The sequence below is a fragment of the Hydrogenophaga laconesensis genome, from assembly GCF_031457235.1.
In the GTDB taxonomy this organism is placed as follows: Bacteria; Pseudomonadota; Gammaproteobacteria; order Burkholderiales; family Burkholderiaceae_C; genus Hydrogenophaga; species Hydrogenophaga laconesensis.
The window spans coordinates 192,844-210,099 of the sequence record NZ_JAVDWE010000003.1 but is presented as its reverse complement, the minus strand read 5'-3'; the positions used below and the strand labels follow the sequence as shown (position 1 = coordinate 210,099).

The 17,256-nt window shown below is 67.5% G+C and carries 14 protein-coding genes; 12 read left to right on the top strand and 2 right to left on the bottom strand.

Going from position 1 to position 17,256, the window contains the following annotated elements; all coding sequences use genetic code 11:
* Nucleotides 1-25: 25 nt before the first annotated feature.
* The 5 genes from J2X09_RS07670 to J2X09_RS07650 all read left to right on the top strand — a co-directional run bounded on the left by J2X09_RS07670 (nucleotide 26) and on the right by J2X09_RS07650 (nucleotide 6,438).
* Nucleotides 26-2,197, top strand: coding sequence for a TonB-dependent siderophore receptor (locus J2X09_RS07670; RefSeq protein ID WP_204732333.1), 2,172 nt, complete (start codon nucleotides 26-28; stop codon nucleotides 2,195-2,197).
* Entirely contained in the window at nucleotides 2,194-3,195 is a 1,002-nt protein-coding gene (locus tag J2X09_RS07665) for an ABC transporter ATP-binding protein (RefSeq protein ID WP_204732334.1), read from the top strand. Before J2X09_RS07670 ends, J2X09_RS07665 begins: the two co-directional genes overlap by 4 nt.
* Nucleotides 3,196-3,257: 62 nt before the next feature.
* Nucleotides 3,258-4,433 (top strand): TroA family protein, encoded by a 1,176-nt coding sequence (locus tag J2X09_RS07660; protein ID WP_310307910.1) that lies wholly within the window; start codon nucleotides 3,258-3,260, stop codon nucleotides 4,431-4,433.
* Nucleotides 4,430-5,506, top strand: coding sequence for a FecCD family ABC transporter permease (locus J2X09_RS07655; protein ID WP_204732335.1), 1,077 nt, complete (start codon nucleotides 4,430-4,432; stop codon nucleotides 5,504-5,506). The genes J2X09_RS07660 and J2X09_RS07655 overlap by 4 nt, the downstream gene beginning before the upstream one ends.
* 62 nt (nucleotides 5,507-5,568) lie before the next feature.
* Nucleotides 5,569-6,438 carry an EamA family transporter gene (locus J2X09_RS07650; RefSeq protein WP_204732336.1) on the top strand — a complete coding sequence of 290 codons (870 nt, stop codon included), beginning with the start codon at nucleotides 5,569-5,571 and terminating at the stop codon, nucleotides 6,436-6,438.
* A 283-nt stretch (nucleotides 6,439-6,721) separates the two neighbouring features.
* Here the strand turns inward: J2X09_RS07650 and msrA are convergent, their stop codons facing one another.
* Complete coding sequence (gene msrA, locus J2X09_RS07645; RefSeq protein WP_204732337.1) at nucleotides 6,722-7,258, bottom strand: peptide-methionine (S)-S-oxide reductase MsrA; 537 nt, start codon at nucleotides 7,256-7,258, stop codon at nucleotides 6,722-6,724.
* Between the two features lie 22 nt (nucleotides 7,259-7,280).
* Complete coding sequence (locus J2X09_RS07640) at nucleotides 7,281-8,171, bottom strand: LysR family transcriptional regulator (RefSeq protein ID WP_204732338.1); 891 nt, start codon at nucleotides 8,169-8,171, stop codon at nucleotides 7,281-7,283.
* 104 nt (nucleotides 8,172-8,275) lie between these two features.
* Here J2X09_RS07640 and J2X09_RS07635 point away from each other — a divergent pair, with 104 nt between their 5' ends.
* From J2X09_RS07635 to J2X09_RS07605, 7 genes are all read left to right on the top strand, one after another.
* Complete coding sequence (locus J2X09_RS07635; protein ID WP_204732339.1) at nucleotides 8,276-9,460, top strand: acyl-CoA dehydrogenase; 1,185 nt, start codon at nucleotides 8,276-8,278, stop codon at nucleotides 9,458-9,460.
* A 106-nt stretch (nucleotides 9,461-9,566) separates the two neighbouring features.
* Nucleotides 9,567-10,253, top strand: a complete 687-nt coding sequence (locus J2X09_RS07630) for a TetR/AcrR family transcriptional regulator (RefSeq protein WP_204732340.1) — start codon at nucleotides 9,567-9,569, stop codon at nucleotides 10,251-10,253.
* Nucleotides 10,250-11,398, top strand: a complete 1,149-nt coding sequence (locus tag J2X09_RS07625) for an efflux RND transporter periplasmic adaptor subunit (protein WP_204732341.1) — start codon at nucleotides 10,250-10,252, stop codon at nucleotides 11,396-11,398. The genes J2X09_RS07630 and J2X09_RS07625 overlap by 4 nt, the downstream gene beginning before the upstream one ends.
* Before the next feature lie 12 nt (nucleotides 11,399-11,410).
* The gene (locus J2X09_RS07620) at nucleotides 11,411-14,590 is read left to right on the top strand and encodes an efflux RND transporter permease subunit (protein WP_204732342.1); all 3,180 of its coding nucleotides are present in this window, start codon (nucleotides 11,411-11,413) and stop codon (nucleotides 14,588-14,590) included.
* Between the two features lie 51 nt (nucleotides 14,591-14,641).
* On the top strand, nucleotides 14,642-15,343 hold the full coding sequence (locus tag J2X09_RS07615; RefSeq protein ID WP_204732343.1) for a protein-L-isoaspartate O-methyltransferase family protein: 702 nt from the start codon (nucleotides 14,642-14,644) through the stop codon (nucleotides 15,341-15,343).
* A gap of 28 nt (nucleotides 15,344-15,371) precedes the next feature.
* Nucleotides 15,372-15,722 (top strand): rhodanese-like domain-containing protein, encoded by a 351-nt coding sequence (locus tag J2X09_RS07610; protein WP_204732344.1) that lies wholly within the window; start codon nucleotides 15,372-15,374, stop codon nucleotides 15,720-15,722.
* Nucleotides 15,723-15,883: 161 nt separating this feature from the next.
* Nucleotides 15,884-17,242 carry a TolC family outer membrane protein gene (locus J2X09_RS07605; protein ID WP_204732345.1) on the top strand — a complete coding sequence of 453 codons (1,359 nt, stop codon included), beginning with the start codon at nucleotides 15,884-15,886 and terminating at the stop codon, nucleotides 17,240-17,242.
* Nucleotides 17,243-17,256: the final 14 nt, after the last annotated feature.

Here is a 17,256-nt window from a genome sequence, read left to right as displayed (position 1 = left end):
ACCCGACCTCCCAAGGAAAGAACCCATGCCAGCCCGCGAATCCCTCCGTCGACACGGCCAGCACCGCATGCTCGCCATGCCGTTGCGAAACCTCTCCTGGTGCGCCATTGCATCCCTCACTTCGGCTGCCGCCTCGGCGCAGGCCGACACGCTGGAAACGGTCGAGGCCCTGGACACCGTCACCATCACCGGCACCCGCGAGCGCGCCTACCGCGCGGTCGTCGCGCCCACGGCCAACAAGAGCGACACCGTGGTGAAAGAAACGCCGTTCTCCATCCAGACCGTCACGCGGGAGCTGATCGAGGACCGTGGGGTGACCAGCTTCGGGGAAGCCGTGCGCACCGTACCGGGTGTCACACCGCAGGTGGGCTGGGGGGGCAGCAATGACCGCTTTCGCCTGCGTGGCTTCGCCACGTCCGCCAACCTCAAGAATGGCTTCCGGCGCAGCGTCTTCGCGCCTGTCGATGAGCTGGTCAACATCGAGCAGATCGAGGTTCTGAAGGGCCCCGCCTCCGCGCTGTATGGCCGTTTCGAGCCGGGCGGTGTGGTCCATCTCGTGACCAAGAAGCCCCAGGACGTGGCGCGCAACAGCCTCGATCTCACCCTCGGCAGCCACGACTTCCTGCGCGCCACTTTCGACAGCACCGGCCCCTTGAGCGAAACGCTGAGCTACCGCCTCACGGGATCGTGGCAGGACAACCAGAGTTTCCGCGACTTCGTGGAGGCACAAACGCAGTTCGTCTCACCGGTGTTCCGATGGAGGCCCTCGCCCCACACCTCGCTCACGGCCGAACTGGAAATCGGAAGAAAGCGCGGAAGTTTCGATCGCGGCTTTGGCAACAGCCCGCTGTTCCTGCAGGTGCCCATCCACTACAACTACGCCGAGGCAGACGCCTCGCTGAAGAACGACAGCATGATCGGATCGCTCACGCTGGACCACCGCCTGGACAGTGGCTGGGACCTGCGTGCGGGCCTGCAGACGTCGTCCGCCAGAACCGACGCCCTGTGGTACCCCTACGGTTTCAGCCCGATCAGTGGCGCGGCCACGGCCGATCCGCAGGTCAACCGCCGCAAGCAGCGCAGCATCGACAAGCAGACCGACACCACGGTGATGGCCGAGCTCTCACGCCGCATCGAGACGGGCCCGGTGCGCCACCGGGTGCTGTTCGGCGTGGACGCCAACCGGGACGGATGGGACTTCACCGCCGACGCCAACGTGGGGCCGCTCGGCTTCCCGACGAACCTGCCCATCAGCCTGTACAACCCCGTACACGGCGTCACCACGGCAGGCACGCTGGTGCCCTACGACGCCTCCAGCTACCGCAGCCACAGCGTCGGCCTCTATGCCCAGGACGAACTCCAGCTCAACCCACATTGGCGCTTGCTGCTGGGCTTGCGCCAGGACCGCTCTCGCACCAGCGCCAGGGCGGCCTATCTCCCGACGCCCGACACCGTCACACGCACCGATGATGCGTTGTCGCCGCGCGTGGGCGTGACCTGGACCCCGTCCGACAGCGTCTCGCTCTACGGCAGCTGGTCCCGATCCTTCCTCACCGAGCCATTCAGCGGCATGCGGCGCGATGGCAGCCTGCCGGAACCCTCGCGCGGTGAGCAGATGGAGGTGGGCACCAAACTGAGCCTGCTCGATGGCCGCCTGGAGCCCACACTGGCGGTGTTCGACATCCGTCGGCGCAACGGCGTGGTGTCCGACCCCACCGACTTCGACTATGTGATCCAGGTGGGTGAACAGCGCAGCCGTGGCTGGGAGCTCGACATTCCATTCAGCGTCACGCCGCAATGGCGGCTGCTGGCGAGCTACACCGAACTCAAGACCGAGATCAGCAAAGACAGCGACCCGACCCTGGTTGGCAAGCTGCTGGCCAATGCGCCACGCCGCAGCGCGAGCCTGTGGTCCACCTACGACTTCAGCGGCCGCGCCGCCGGCCTGAGCGCGGGCATCGGTGCCATCTATGTGGGTGCCCGGCAGGCCAACACCGCCAACAGCTTCCAGTTGCCGTCCTACGTCCGCTGGGACGCCAACGCCGCCTACCGCTTCGGCGCAGGCCAGCGCTACCGGCTTCAGCTCACCGTGCAGAACCTGGGGAACAAGCGCTACCACGACTCCGGCGGTGCGTTCGTCCCCACCTACCCTGGAGCGCCACGCACCGTGCTGGCCGCCTTTGGCATGAACCTGTGACAGGACTCTCGACCCGTGGGCTGATCGCCGGCCACGGCCGCCGCGCCCTGCTGGGGCCGCTCGACCTGACCCTGCCCGGCGGCCGCTTTGTCTGCCTGATCGGTGCGAACGGCGCCGGCAAGTCCACCCTCATCCGCACGCTCTGTGGCATGCAAGCCGCGCTCTCGGGCGAGGTGCTGCTCGATGGCGCGCGGCTGTCGGCCTTGACCGCCAACGAACGGGCACGCCGACTGGCTGTCGTGTTGACGGAACGCACCGCCGTCCCGCTCATGACAGGTCGCGAGCTCGCCGCCCTGGGGCGCTACCCGCACCTGGGCTGGGGCGGAAGGCTGGGAAAAGAAGACCGCGAGGAGGTCGAACAGGCGCTTCAGCGGGTGGGTGCACACGATCTGGCCGGACGTCTTGTCACGGAGATGTCGGACGGCGAACGCCAGAAGATCATGATCGCGAGGGCGCTGGCACAACAGCCCAGCCTGCTGGTTCTGGACGAGGCCACGGCATACCTGGACCTGCCACGGCGCGTGGCCACGATGCACCTGTTGCGCCAGCTCGCGCGCGAGCAGGGCCTGTCGGTGCTGTTGTCCACACACGACCTCGAACTCGCGCTGCGCTACGCCGACGCGCTGTGGCTGATCGATGGCCAGCGCCGCCTGCATGCGGGCGCCCCGGAAGACCTGGCGCTGGGCGGCGCCCTCGGCGATACCTTCGCGGCCGATGGCCTGGCATTCGATCTGGAGCGCGCCGAATTGCGTGTGGGCCATGAAGGGCAGCGGCACATCCGCCTGGAAGGCGAAGGCCTCCACAGGGTGTGGGCACAGCGTGCGTTGCAGCGCATGGGCTACACGCCGCACCGCGACGCCCGCCAGACCGTGAGTGCAGACGCGCGGGGCTATTGCCTGACGCAGGCAGACGGCGCCCACCAGCGGTTCACCACGCTGGAAGCGTTGACCGACGTCCTGGCCTTCCAGGCATCGACGCGCGGGGAATCCACCGCGTGAAGCCGATGTCGCGGGCGCCGACAGTGCTGCTGTGCAGCCTCATGCTGGCGGGATGCATGCAGATGGACCCACCCGTCCGCATGCCCTGGCCCGCGCAGACGGTGGGGGCGGGCGGGCCGGGCGAGAACCTGGACGCGGCGTGCGTGGCCGACTACCGGCCGGGAGTGGACTACTTTCCTCAGAAGACGAGCTTCACCCGGTCCGCGCAATTGCAGGTGGAGTACGGGCTCCATTTCAAGCGCCTCCGTTTCACACCCACCGTGGCCACCGGCGAAGTGCTGCACGTCCTGCTCGTGCAATGCGGCACGCCGGTGCCGGCGCACGGCCGCCATGAACAGGTCATCCAGGTGCCCATCCAGCGCCTGGTGACCGGCAACGCCGCCATGCTGGGTGCGCTGGACGAACTGGGCCTGGTTGACCGTCTGTATGGCTCGGAAAGCACGCGCAGCGCCACGGTGCCCGCCGTGCGCGAGCGCGTGGCGCAAGGGCTCGTGCATGACATGTGGGGCTACGGCCATGCCTCCATCGAACCCGTGATGGCGGTGCAAGCCGACGTGTACCTGAGCTTCTACTCGGCCTATCCGCAGGGCAACATGCACCCGCGGCTGTGGGAACTCGGTGTGCGGGCCGTTCCCCAGGCCGACCACCATGAAACCCACCCGCTGGGCAGGGCCGAGTGGCTCAAGCTGCTCGCTCTGCTGTCCAACCGTGAGGCCCTGGGCAACGCCCGGTTCGGGGAGATCGAAGCGCAATACCTCCACTGGGCCGACGTGGCAAGCGCAGCCACCGACCGGCCGCTGGTCATGGCCGGTTTCGCGTCGGGCCGAGACACCTTCGAGGCTTTCGGGAACGGCAATCAGCGCGCGCAATTGATACGCGATGCGGGTGGGCGCTATGCGCTCGACCACGACGCTCGTCCCAGCAGTCTCGTCTATGAGCGTTTCGAGAAAGTGCTCGTCCAGGCAGGCGAGGCACCTGTCTGGCTGGGCACCCTCGGCGGCCAGGCGAACACCGAAGCGCTGATCCGCGCCAACCCGCTGCACGGGTGGTTTCGCGCCGCGCGGGAGCGAAATGTGCACGCCTGGGACAGGGGCTACACCGGCGCATGGGCCTCTCCCTTCCAGGACCAGGGCATGACACAACCCCACGTGCAACTGATCGAAGCCATTCGCGCCTTGCACCCCCACCTGCTTCCTGCCGACGCCCCCACCGATCGGTTCCTGCGCCACCTGCCATGAACACCTCTGCATCGCTGCACGCCGTGACTCCTGCAACGCCGCACACGGCCACGCGCTCGCGGCTCTGCTTCGCCACGCTGTGCGCACTTCTCTGCGCCCTTTTCGTTGCGGAACTGTCGCTCGGCACAGTCGCCATCCCACTGGCCAGCGTGCTGGAAGCACTGGGCAGCGGCGCCACGCCGGAGCGGCCGGCCTGGGCCGACATCGTGCTGGGCTTCCGCCTTCCCCGGGCGCTGAATGCCATCTTCTCCGGTGCTGCACTGGGCGTGGCCGGTCTGCTGCTGCAAACCCTGTTCCGCAATCCCCTGGCCGACCCGTTCGTGCTGGGCATCGTGCACGGCGCCCGGCTGGGCAGCGCCCTGCTCGTCACCTTCGCCGGGGTCGTGGGCAACGCATTCCTGCTGCGCCATGGCCTGCTGGGTGATGCCGGCCTGGCGGTCGCTTCCGTGGCAGGCTCCGCGATCGTGCTGATGCTGCTGGCCGCGCTCTCTCGCCAGGTCGGCACCGTCACATTGCTCATCATCGGCCTCATGCTGGGCTATCTTGCGGTCGGCCTGATCAGCGTCTCCCTGCACTTCATCGACGAGACCCAGGCGCGTGCCTTCAAGGCATGGGACGACGCCAGTTTCGCGGGGGCGACACAGCAGCAACTGAGCATCCTGGTCCCTGGCGTGGTGGTCGGCCTGATGGCCAGCACCTTCCTCGTCAAGCCACTCAACGGCCTGCTGCTGGGCGAGCGCTACGCAGCCTCCATGGGCATGCGGGTCACCCTCGTGCAGCGCGCCACCTTGTTCACCACGGCATGGCTCAGCGGGCTGGTCACGGCGTTCTGCGGTCCCGTGGCCTTCCTGGGACTGGTCGCGGCCCAGGTGGCGCGCGCCCTTTTCCGCAGCGCCGACCATCGGGTGCTGCTGCCTGCGGCAGGCCTGGCCGGTGCCGTGCTCGGCCTCGGGGCCGACCTGGTCCTGCATCTGCCGTGGAGCCGGCACGTGTTCCATCTGAACGCGGTGATCGGCCTGGTGGGTGCCCCGGTGGCGCTGTTCCTCCTGTACCGCACAAGGGCACTGCACTGAGCAACTGCGCGGGATCAGGATGGCTGGCTATACTGCCGGCCCGCCCCCACCAGGATCGCGCCTTGCCTCTCACCCACCTTCTCCTCGCCCTGTCGGTGATCTTCATCTGGGGCACGAATTTCGTGGTGATCCGCTGGGGGCTGAACGGGTTGCCGCCGTTTCTTTTCGCCACCTTGCGCTTTGCGTTTTCGGCCCTGCCCTGGTTGCTGTTCATTCCCCGTCCCACCGCACCCTGGCGCAAGATCGCGACCTTCGGGGTGCTGCTCGGTGTGGGCCAGTTCGGGTTGCTGTTCCTGGCCATGCGCAGCAGCATTTCGCCGGGGCTGGCCTCGCTGGTGGTGCAACTGCAGGTCTTCTTCACCATCGGTCTTTCGCTCTGGCTGATGGGCGAGCGGGTGCGGTGGTTTCAGGTCGTCGGCCTGCTGCTGGCCCTCGCCGGCCTGGGTGTGATTGCGGCGAATCTGGACGCATCGGTGACGCTGCTGGGCGTCGGGCTGGTGTTGAGCGCGGCGTTCTTCTGGTCGCTGGCCAACCTGGTGGTGAAGTCGCTCGGGCCGGTGAACATGCTGCACTTCATGGTCTGGAGCAGTGTGTTCGCGGTGCCGCCTCTGTTCGCGTTGTCGTGGTTGATCGAAGGCCAGCAGGCGATCAGCGAGGGCTTGCAGCATGCGGACACGCTGGTATGGGCCAGTGTGCTGTGGCAGGCGGTGGGTAACACGCTGTATGGCTATGGGGTGTGGAACTGGCTGCTGGCGCGCCACCCGGCGGCCACGGTGACGCCGCTGGCCTTGCTGATTCCGGTGTTCGGGATGGGGGCTTCGGCGCTCTCCCTTGGAGAGCCTTTGCCCGGGTGGAAATTGGGGGCGGCGGCGCTGGTGCTGATGGGGTTGGCGGTGATCGTGTTGTGGCCTCGTTGGCGTCCTGGCCGGTGACTTTTTCTCCGGAAAGCGCGGTCTTCGGATAGGGGTGAGGGCTCCGCGACTGTCCCCCGAGTCGGCTTCGCCGCCTCTCCTCCTTTTATGTCGCTGCGCCCTCACCCCTATCCGAAGCCCTGTTCGCGCTCAGCCGTACGCAATCCGCCGCGTCACTGGCGCAGGGGTGCATGGCGATCTGTGTAGCGAAATAAAGGAGGAGCCGGCACCAGCCGGCGGGGGACATTCGCGGAACAGAGCGCCATGCACCCCTGCGCCCGCGAAGCCGATGCCAGAGAGCGCGTTACTTCGCCAACCGAGCAAACGTCTTGCGGAACTTCGCCACCTTGGGTGCCGCCACCGCCATGCAATAACCCTGGTGCGGATTGCGTTCAAAGAAATCCTGGTGATACGCCTCGGCGGGCCAGTAGTTCTCCAGTGGCTTCAGCTCCGTGACGATGGGTCGACCAAACACATCGTCCTTCGTCAGCTCGTCAATCAAGGCCTGCGCCACCTGCTGCTGCTCCGGCGTGGTGAAGTAGATGCCGCTGCGGTACTGCGTGCCCACATCGTTGCCCTGCCGGTTCAGCGTGGTCGGGTCGTGCACCACGAAAAAGATCTCCAGAATCTCGCGCGTGCTGATCTGCGCCGGGTCGTACTCCAGCCGCACCACTTCGTTGTGCCCCGTCGTGCCGGTGCACACCATCTCGTAGCTCGGCTGCTTCACCTGTCCATTGCTGTAGCCCGACTCCACGTCGGTCACACCCTTCACCTCTTTGTAAACGGACTCGGTGCACCAGAAGCATCCGCCGCCCAGCACCAGCACCTGTTTGTCGCTCATCGTGTCCTCCATGGTTGACGGTTCACTGTACCGGTTGGGCAAAAGCCCGCACGGCTTCCAGGAAAGCCGCCAGCCCTGCCTGATCGCGCTCCGTCTTCCACAGGCAATGCGTGTCGTAAGGTGGCGTCTCGACATCCAGCGGCACGAACACCGCACCCGGCAGACCCGCCTGCTGCAGCGCCGCCGGCACCAGGGCCGCACCCAGGCCCTGCGCAACCAGCGAAACCACGCTGAGCCAGTGGCGCAACTCGTAGCGGATCTCGGGGGAAAAACCCGCATCGGCGCACAGCCCGAGAATGCGCTCGTGGTAGTCGGGCGACACGGCACGCGACACCATCGCGAACGGTTCACCCTGCAACGCGGCCAGCGACAGCCGCTTGCGCCGTGCCAGAGCGTGGGCCATGGGCAGGCACGCCACGAACGGCTGGCTCGACACCAGCACCTGCGAAAAACCCGCTGGCACACGCGTGGTGTGCACGAAACCCAGGTCCAGCCGCTCGTGCATGAGATCGATCAACTGGTCGCTCGAACTCATCTCGCGCAGCACCAGGCGAAGGCGCGGGTGCGCCGCCGCGAACGCCTTGAGAATCTGCGGCAGCCCGCGGTAGAGCACAGTGCCGGCAAAGCCGATTTGCAGGCTGCCCACCAGACCCTGCGCCACTTCGCGCGCCTCGCGTGCGGCCTGGCCGGCCTGGTCCAGCAGGGCGCGTGCGGCCGGCACGAAAGCCTGCCCGGCCGCCGTGAGCTGCACGCCGCGGCTGTTGCGGGTGAACAGCGGTGCCCCCACGGAGGCTTCGAGCTGCTGGATGTTCAGCGAGAGCGGCGGCTGCGTGATGGACAGGCGCTGTGCCGCGCGCCCGAAGTGCAGCTCTTCGGCGAGCACAAGGAAGTAGCGCAGGTGTCGGAATTCCATGAATCTGTTTTTTGTATGGCCGGATATATCAACGATATTAGACAGGTATTCATGGGCCACCGACAATCGTGGGCATCGCCACACCGCACACCGGAGACAACGCCATGAGCACCGCCAAGGCCAGCTTCAGCTGGGAAGACCCGTTTCACATCGACCAGCAACTCACCGACGACGAGCGCCAGGTGCGCGACGCCGCGCACAGCTACTGCCAGGAGCGGCTGCTGCCGCGCGTGACCGAAGCCTTCCGCCACGAGAAGACCGACCCGGCCATCTTCCGCGAGATGGGCGAACTCGGCCTGCTGGGCGCCACCATCCCCGAGGCCTACGGCGGCGCGGGCCTGAACTACGTCTGCTACGGCCTGGTCGCGCGCGAGGTCGAACGTGTGGACTCGGGCTACCGCTCCATGATGAGCGTGCAGAGCTCGCTGGTCATGGTGCCGATCAACGAATTCGGCACCGAGGCGCAGAAGCAGAAGTACCTGCCGAAACTGGCCTCCGGCGAGTGGATCGGCTGCTTCGGCCTGACAGAGCCCAACCACGGCTCCGACCCCGGCAGCATGGTCACGCGTGCGAAGAAGGTCGCCGGGGGCTACAGCCTCACGGGCGCCAAGATGTGGATCACCAACTCGCCCATCGCCGACGTGTTCGTGGTCTGGGCCAAGGACGACGAGGGCGCGATCCGGGGCTTCATCCTCGACAAGGGCATGAAGGGCCTCTCGGCCCCGGCGATCCACAGCAAGGTGGGCCTGCGCGCCTCCATCACCGGCGAGATCGTGCTGGACAGCGTGTTCTGCCCCGAGGAGAACGCCTTCCCCGAGATCCGCGGCCTCAAGGGCCCGTTCACCTGCCTCAACAGCGCGCGCTACGGCATCGCCTGGGGCGCGCTGGGTGCGGCCGAAGACTGCTACTTCCGCGCCCGGCAGTACGTGCTGGACCGCCAGCAGTTCGGCCGTCCGCTGGCGGCCAACCAGCTGATCCAGAAGAAGCTGGCGGACATGCTGACCGAGATCAGCCTGGGCCTGCAGGGCTGCCTGCGGCTGGGGCGGATGAAGGACGAGGGCACGGCGGCGGTGGAGATCACCTCCATCCTCAAGCGCAACAGCTGCGGCAAGGCGCTGGACGTGGCGCGGCTGGCGCGCGACATGATGGGCGGCAACGGCATCAGCGACGAGTTCGGCGTGGCGCGCCATCTGGTCAACCTGGAGGTGGTCAACACCTACGAGGGCACGCACGATGTGCACGCCCTCATCCTGGGCCGGGCCATCACCGGCATCGCCGCGTTCAACTGAAAAGCCACAGGCCGGGCAGAGGCCTTCTGTACGGGGGAAAGGGGAAGCGCGCCGCGCGAGGCGCGTGGGTTATATTAATAACCCACCGGTCATTAAATACCCCCCCATGGCTCCCCCCCTCCCCCCGGCCTCCCCTGAACCCGACGCCGTGCCGCGCCAGCGACGCTCGCGCCGCAAGGAGGCACGCCCGGGGGAGCTGCTGGACGCGGCGCTGCAACTCTTTGTCGAGAAGGGCTTTGCCGCCACCCGCGTGGAGGAGGTCGCCGCGCGGGCCGGGGTGTCCAAGGGCACGTTGTTCCTCTACTTCCCCAGCAAGGAAGAGCTGTTCAAGGCCGTGGTGCGCGAGAACCTGGCCGGTCGCTTCGACGAGTGGAACGAGGAGCTCGACAATTTCGAGGGCGACAGCGCCGAACTGGTGCGCTACTGCCTCCACACCTGGTGGGAGCGCGTGGGCATGACACCGGCGTCCGGCATCACCAAGCTGGTGATGAGCGAAGCCGGCATGTTCCCGGAGATCGCGGCGTTCTATCAGCAGGAAGTGATCGAACCGGGACATGAGCTGATCCGGCGCGTCCTGCAGCGCGGCATCGACCGTGGCGAGATCCGCCCACTGTCCATGGAATACGCTATCTACAGCCTGATCGCCCCCATGATCTTCCTGCTGATGTGGAAGCACTCCATGGCGCCGTGCTGCCCGGCCAGCATCGACCCCATCGGCTTCATCGACAACCAGGCCGACCTGCTGTTGAACGGCATGCGGGTGCTGGCCCCATCCGCTGCCCACCGCCCATGACAGACGCCCACCGCTCACGCACTGCCTGGATCAAGTGGCTCCTGCTGGCCGCGCTGGTGCTGGCCATCGGCCTGGGCGTGGTGCGTGCGCTGGACAAGCGCAAGACGCAGAACGAGACGGCCCGTGCCGCGGCCGAAGCATTGAAAACTGCGCCGGTGTACAGCCTCTCGGCCGGTGACGTGATCACGGTGAAGACGATGGAGCTCACCCAGACGGTCAACCTCTCGGGCTCGGTGCAGGCGTTGCAGACCGCCGCCATCAAGGCCCGCACGGCCGGCGAGATCCAGGGCCTGTCCAAACGCGAAGGCGATCCGGTGAAGGCCGGCGAGGTCGTGGCGCGGATCGACAGCACGGAAGCGGATGCCCGCGTGCGCCAGGCCGCGCGGCAAGCCGAGTCGGCGCAATCGCAGGTGGCCATCGCGCGGCGCACGCTGGACAACAACCAGGCGCTGGTGCGGCAGGGGTTCATCTCGGCCACGGCACTGGAAACCGCCACGGCCAGCCTGGCCGGTGCAGAAGCCACGCACCAGGCCGCGCTGGCGGCGCTGGACATCGCGAAGAAGGCCCTGGCCGACACCACCCTGCGCTCGCCGCTCACCGGGCAGATCTCGGCCCGACTGGTGCAGAACGGTGAGCGCGTGGGCGTGGACGCGCGCGTGTTCGACGTGGTCGACCTCTCGGCGTTCGAGATGGAAGCCGCCATCACCCCCGCCGACGCGGGCTCCGTGCAGGTGGGACAGCACGCCACCTTGCGCGTGGAAGGGCTGGCCGAGCCGGTGAAGGCCACGGTGTCGCGCATCAACCCGAGTGTGCAGGCGGGCAGCCGAAGCGTGCTGGTGTACCTGCGCATTCCTGCAGCCCAAGGCATGCGCCAGGGGCTGTTCGCCCAGGGCCAGATCGCCACAGGCACCGCGAACGCGCCTGCGGTGCCGGTGTCCGCCGTGCGCAACGACAAGCCACAACCCTACGTGCAGGTGGTGCGCGACGGCAAGATCACCCATGCGGTGCTGGAAGGCGGTGCCACCGGGCTGAAGGGCACCGAGCCCATGCGCGAGGTCAAGGGCCTGCCCGCCGGCACGCAGGTGCTCAGCGCCCAGGCCGGTGCCATCCGGGAAGGCACCTCGGTGCGCCTGTCCACGAACTAGGGCTGCCCCGGCATGTGGTTCACCCAGGTCTCGCTGCGCAACCCGGTCTTCGCCACCATGGTGATGGTCGCGTTCGTGGTGCTGGGCATCTTCTCGTTCCAGCGCCTGCAGGTCGATCAGTTCCCCAACATCGACTTTCCGGTGGTGGTGGTGCAGGTGGCCTACCCTGGCGCCTCACCCGAGATCGTCGAGTCCGAGGTCACCAAGAAGGTGGAGGAAGCGGTCAATGCCATCGCCGGCGTCAACACGCTCACCTCGCGCAGCTACGAGGGCCAGTCGGTCGTCATCATCGAATTCCAGCTGACGGTGGACGGGCGCAAGGCGGCGGAGGATGTGCGCGAAAAGATCGCCATCCTGCGCCCGGTGTTCCGCGACGAGGTGGAAGAACCCCGCGTGCTGCGCTTCGACCCGGCCAGCCGATCGATCTGGTCGGTGGCGGTGATTCCGCAGGAGGTGAATGGCAAGACGCCTAGCGCGGTCGAGCTCACCACCTGGGCCGAACAGGTCTTCAAGAAGCGGCTGGAGAACGTGCGCGGCGTGGGATCGGTGACGCTGGTGGGCGGCACGCAGCGCGCCATCAACATCGACCTCGACCCCTCGGCCATGGAAGCGCTGGGGGTGACGACGGAACAGGTCAACGCCGCCGTGCGCAACGAGAACCAGGACCTGCCGGTGGGCACGCTCAAGACCGGCGAGGCCGAGCGCGTGGTGCAGGTGCTCTCGCGCCTGCAGAACCCGCAGGACTTCGAGCAGATCATCGTCGCGCGCCGGGGTGGGCAGGCCGTGCGGCTGGGCCAGGTCGCACGCGTGACCGACGGCACCCAGGAGGTGGAGAGCCTGGCGCTGTACAACGGCCAGCGCACCTTGCTGCTGCAGGTGCAGAAAGCGCAGGATGAGAACACCATCGCCGTGACCGACGGCCTCAAGGCCGCCGTCGCGTCCCTGGGCGCCGAATTGCCACCCGGTGTGCGGCTTGAGCAGATCGCCGACGGCTCGCGGCCGATCCGTGTGTCGGTGGAGAACGTGCGGCGCACCCTGATCGAGGGCGCGGTGCTCACGGTGCTGATCGTCTTCCTGTTCCTGAACTCGTGGCGCTCGACCGTCATCACCGGCCTGACACTGCCCATCGCGCTGATCGGCACCTTCTTCTTCATGAACCTGTTCGGGTTCACCATCAACATGATCACGCTGATGGCGCTCACGCTGTCGGTGGGCCTGCTGATCGACGACGCCATCGTGGTGCGGGAGAACATCGTGCGCCATGTGCAGATGGGCAAGACGCCTTTCAATGCGGCGATGGAGGGCACGCAGGAGATCGGCCTGGCGGTGCTGGCCACCACGTTGTCCATCGTCGCGGTGTTCCTGCCCATCGGCTTCATGGGCGGCATCATCGGCAAATTCTTCCACGAGTTCGGCATCACCATGGTGGCAGCCGTGCTCATCTCGATGTTCGTGAGTTTCACGCTCGACCCCATGCTGTCCTCGGTCTGGCACGACCCGGAGATCGAGAAACATGGCAGGCACTTCGCCCCCACCAGCCTCTACGACCGCACCATCGGCCGCGTCACACACTGGTTCGACCGGGTGCAGGACGACCTGAGCCACGCCTACCAGGGTACGCTGCGCTGGTCGCTCAAGCACAAGCTCGCCACGCTGGGCCTGGCCGCAGGCACCTTCGTCGGCAGCCTGTTCATCGTGCCCCTGCTCGGCACCGAGTTCGTGCCCACGGCCGACTTCTCGGAAACCTCGCTGAATTTCCACACGCCGGTGGGCTCGTCGCTGGAGGCCACCGAGGCCAAGACGCGCGAGGTCGAGGCCATCCTGCGCGAATTTCCGGAGGTGCAGTACACCCTGTCCACGGTGAACACCGGTGCGGCCCAGGGTGCCATGTACGCCAGCATCTACGTGCGGCTGACCGACCGCAAGGCGCGAACGTTGAGCGCGGTGGAGATGTCGGCCCGCCTGCGCGACCGGCTGCGCAGCGTGCCCGGCATCACCGTCACGCACGTCGGCCTGCTCGACGCGGTGGGCGGCAACAAGCAGGTGGAGTTCTCGCTGCAGGGCGACGACCTGGGCGAGCTCGAACGCCTCACGCAGACGGTGATGGAGCGCATCCGCCCCATCGTCGGTCTGGTCGACCTGGACGCGAGCGTGAAACCCAACAAGCCGACGGTGGACGTGAAACTGAAGCGCGATCTTGCTTCCGACGCCGGCCTGGGCGTGGCCGCTGTGGGCGCAAGCCTGCGCACGCTGGTGGCCGGCACCACCGTGGGCAACTGGCGAGCGGCAGACGGCCAGAGCTACGACGTGAACGTGCGGCTCGCACCCGAAGGCCGTGCGCGCGCCAGCGACCTGGAACAGCTGCCACTGGTGGTGGGCACCGCGAGCGACGGCACGGCGCGCGTGGTGCGCCTGGGCCAGGTGGCCGACGTGGTGGACGCCACCGGCCCGAACCAGATCAACCGCCGCAACCTCAACCGTGAGGTATCGATCAATGCCAACGTGTACGGCCGCTCACCGGGCGAAGTCTCGGGCGAGATCCGGCAGGTGCTCGACAGCATCGCCTTCCCGCCCGGCTACCGCTACGAATTCGGTGGCTCGACCAAGAACATGCAGGAGTCGTTTGGCTATGCGCTCTCGGCGCTGGCGCTGGCGATCATCTTCATCTACATGATCCTGGCCAGCCAGTTCCAGAGCTTCCTGCAGCCGCTGGCGCTCATGACCTCGCTGCCGCTCACGCTGATCGGCGTGGTGCTCACGCTGCTGATGTTCGGCTCCAGCATGAGCATGTTCTCGGTCATTGGCATCGTGCTGCTGATGGGGCTGGTGACCAAGAACGCCATCCTGCTGGTGGACTTCGCGATCCGTGCGCGCGAGGGCCGCGCCGGCGAACCGCCGATGGACCGCGAGTCCGCCCTGCTGCTGGCTGCGAAGGTCAGGCTGCGCCCCATCCTCATGACCACGCTGGCCATGGTGTTCGGCATGGTGCCGCTGGCGTTCGCCCTGACCGAGGGTTCCGAACAGCGTGCGCCGATGGGCCAGGCCGTCATTGGCGGCGTGATCACCTCGTCGCTGCTCACGCTGGTGGTGGTGCCGGTGGTCTATTGCTACATGGACGATCTCGCCGGCTGGTTCCGCCGCCGGCTTGGACTACCCCCCACCCACCCGGTTGCTGCCGGCCCCACTCCTTAAAATCTCGCGGTTCTCCGCCCCCTCGAAACACCGTTCCAACGAGTCGACGCCATGACCACCACCCACACCCCCGCCCCCAGCCTGAGCCAGGCCCGTTTCAACATGATCGAGCAGCAGATCCGCCCCTGGGAGGTGCTCGACTCGCGCGTGCTCGCCCTGCTGGACCGCGTGCACCGCGAGGATTTCGTGCCTGCCGCGCACAAGTCGCTGGCCTTTGCCGACATGGAGCTTCCCCTGAACCAGCCCGCGGTGGACGGTCAGGCCATGCTCGCGCCCAAGGTCGAAGCCCGCCTGGCCCAGGACCTGCTCCTCAAGCCCACCGACAAGGTGCTCGAGGTGGGCGCGGGCAGCGGCCACATGGCGGCGCTGCTGGCCAGTCTGGCGCAGCACGTGGTGTCGATCGAGATCGACGAGGCCCTGGCGGACCTGGCGCGCGAGAACCTGCGCAAGGCCGGCATCGGCAACGCCGAGGTGCGCTGTGCCGACGCCGCCGCCAACGGCTTTGCCGCCTGCAGCGCCAACGGCCCCTACGACGCCATCGTGCTCAGTGGTTCCGTCGCTGAAATCCCGCCCGCGCTGCTGGCTTTGCTGGCGCCGGGTGGCCGCCTGGCCGCCATTGTGGGTTTCGAGCCCATGATGCGCGCGACCATCGTCACGCGCACCGGGGACGCCTCGTTCCAGACCGCTCAGCCCTGGGACACCGTCGCCCCGCGCCTGCGCAACTTCCCGGAGCCCTCGCGCTTCCGCTTCTGAACAGCCTCCACCCTGACGGACCGCAACCATGAACTCGATCACCCCCGCCCAACTTCCCGACTGGCTGCGCCAATCCAGCGATCCGGATGCGCCGGAGGCACTGCCTGTGGTGCTGGACGTGCGCGAGCCCTGGGAACTGCAGACGGCCTCCGTCAAACCCGACGGCTTCGAGTTGCGCGCCATGCCGATGCGCACCGTGCCCGCACGCCTGCTCGAGCTGGACCGGCACCAGCCGATCGCCGTGCTGTGCCACCACGGTGGCCGCAGCGCGCAGGTGGTGCAGTTCCTCGAAGGCAACGGCTTCACCCACGTCGTGAACATCCACGGCGGCATCCATGCCTGGTCGCAGGAGCGCGACCCCAGCGTACCGGTGTACTGAGATGAACACCCCCCTGCGCCGCTTTACGGCTTCCCCCCTCTGTGGCGCGCCTTCGGCGCTTCGAGGGGGGATGGCATCTCGGGCCGGCGGAGCCGGACCCTGGATGCCCCTTGCATGAGCCCCTCCACATCCTCGCACTGTCCCGCTCCAAGGAACACCGCATGAAAGCCGCTTCGTCCGCCCGCCAATCGTCTGCCCTCCGCCCGCTGTTTCCGCTAGCGGTCTTGCTGGTGCTGGGATCGCTGGCCACCAGCGCGCAGGCGCAAAGCCTGGTGCAACTGTACGAAGCGGCACGCGGATTCGACGCCACCTACCTGGCTGCGCGGTCGCAGTACGACGCCAGCCTGGCCCAGGCCGCGCAGGCCCGCGCCGGGCTGCTGCCCCAGGCCGGCCTGGCCGCGGCCGCCACCTGGGCACGCCGTGAAGTGAGCAACTACGGCGCACTCGACGGCAACAGCAACAACCAGAGCGCCACGCTCTCGGCCAGCCAGCCGCTGTACCGGCCGGCGAACCGGCTGGCCAACGAACAGGCCGAACTCAGCACCGACATCGCCCGGGCCCGCCTCACACAGGCCGAACAGGACCTCATTGTCCGCACCTCGCAGGCCTATTTCGACGTGCTCGCCGCCCAGGACACGCTGGCCTTCGTGCAGGCACAGAAAACCGCTGTGGCCGAGCAACTGGCCGCTGCCAGGCGCAACTTCGAGGTCGGCACCACCACCATCACCGACTCGCGCGAGGCGCAGGCACGGTACGACCTCGTGCTGGCCCAGGAAATCGCCGCCGAGAACGACCTGCGCGTGAAGAAGCTCGCGCTCAACAATCTGGTGGGCCGTCCGGCCGTGGAACCCCGCCCATTGGCCGCGCCCGTGACGCTGCCCGAGCTGCTGCCGGCGGACCCGCAGGCCTGGGTCGACCGCAATCTCGGCACGCACCCGACCATCCTGCTGGCCACACGCAACCTGGAGATCGCCCAGCTGGAAACCAGCAAGGCCGAAGCCGGGCACAAACCCACGCTGGACCTGGTCGGCCAGTACCAGGTGGCACGCGGACCCAACACCGTCCTGCCGGTGGCCGGCAACGTGCGCACCAACACGGCCAGCGTGGGCGTGCAGTTCAACCTGCCGCTTTTCGCGGGGTATGCGGTGCAGAACCGGGTGAAGGAAACCCTGGCGCTGGAAGAAAAGGCCCGCACGGACCTCGAAGCCGCGCGCCGGGGGGTGGACCTGTCCACGCGCAGCGCCTACCTGGGTGTGGTGTCGGGGCAAGGCCAGGTTCGCGCCCTGCAGGCCGCCGAAGCCTCCAGCCAGAGCGCCCTGGACGCCAACCGTCTGGGCTACCAGGTGGGTGTGCGCATCAACATCGACGTGCTCAACGCGCAGAGCCAGCTGTTCCAGACCAAGCGCGACCTCGCACAGGCCCGATACAACGTGCTGCTGAGCAGCCTGCGCCTGCGCCAGGCCAGTGGCGCCCTGCTGCCCGAAGACCTGCTGCCCATCGACGCACTGCTGGCGAAGTGAGCTCCGCTACACTC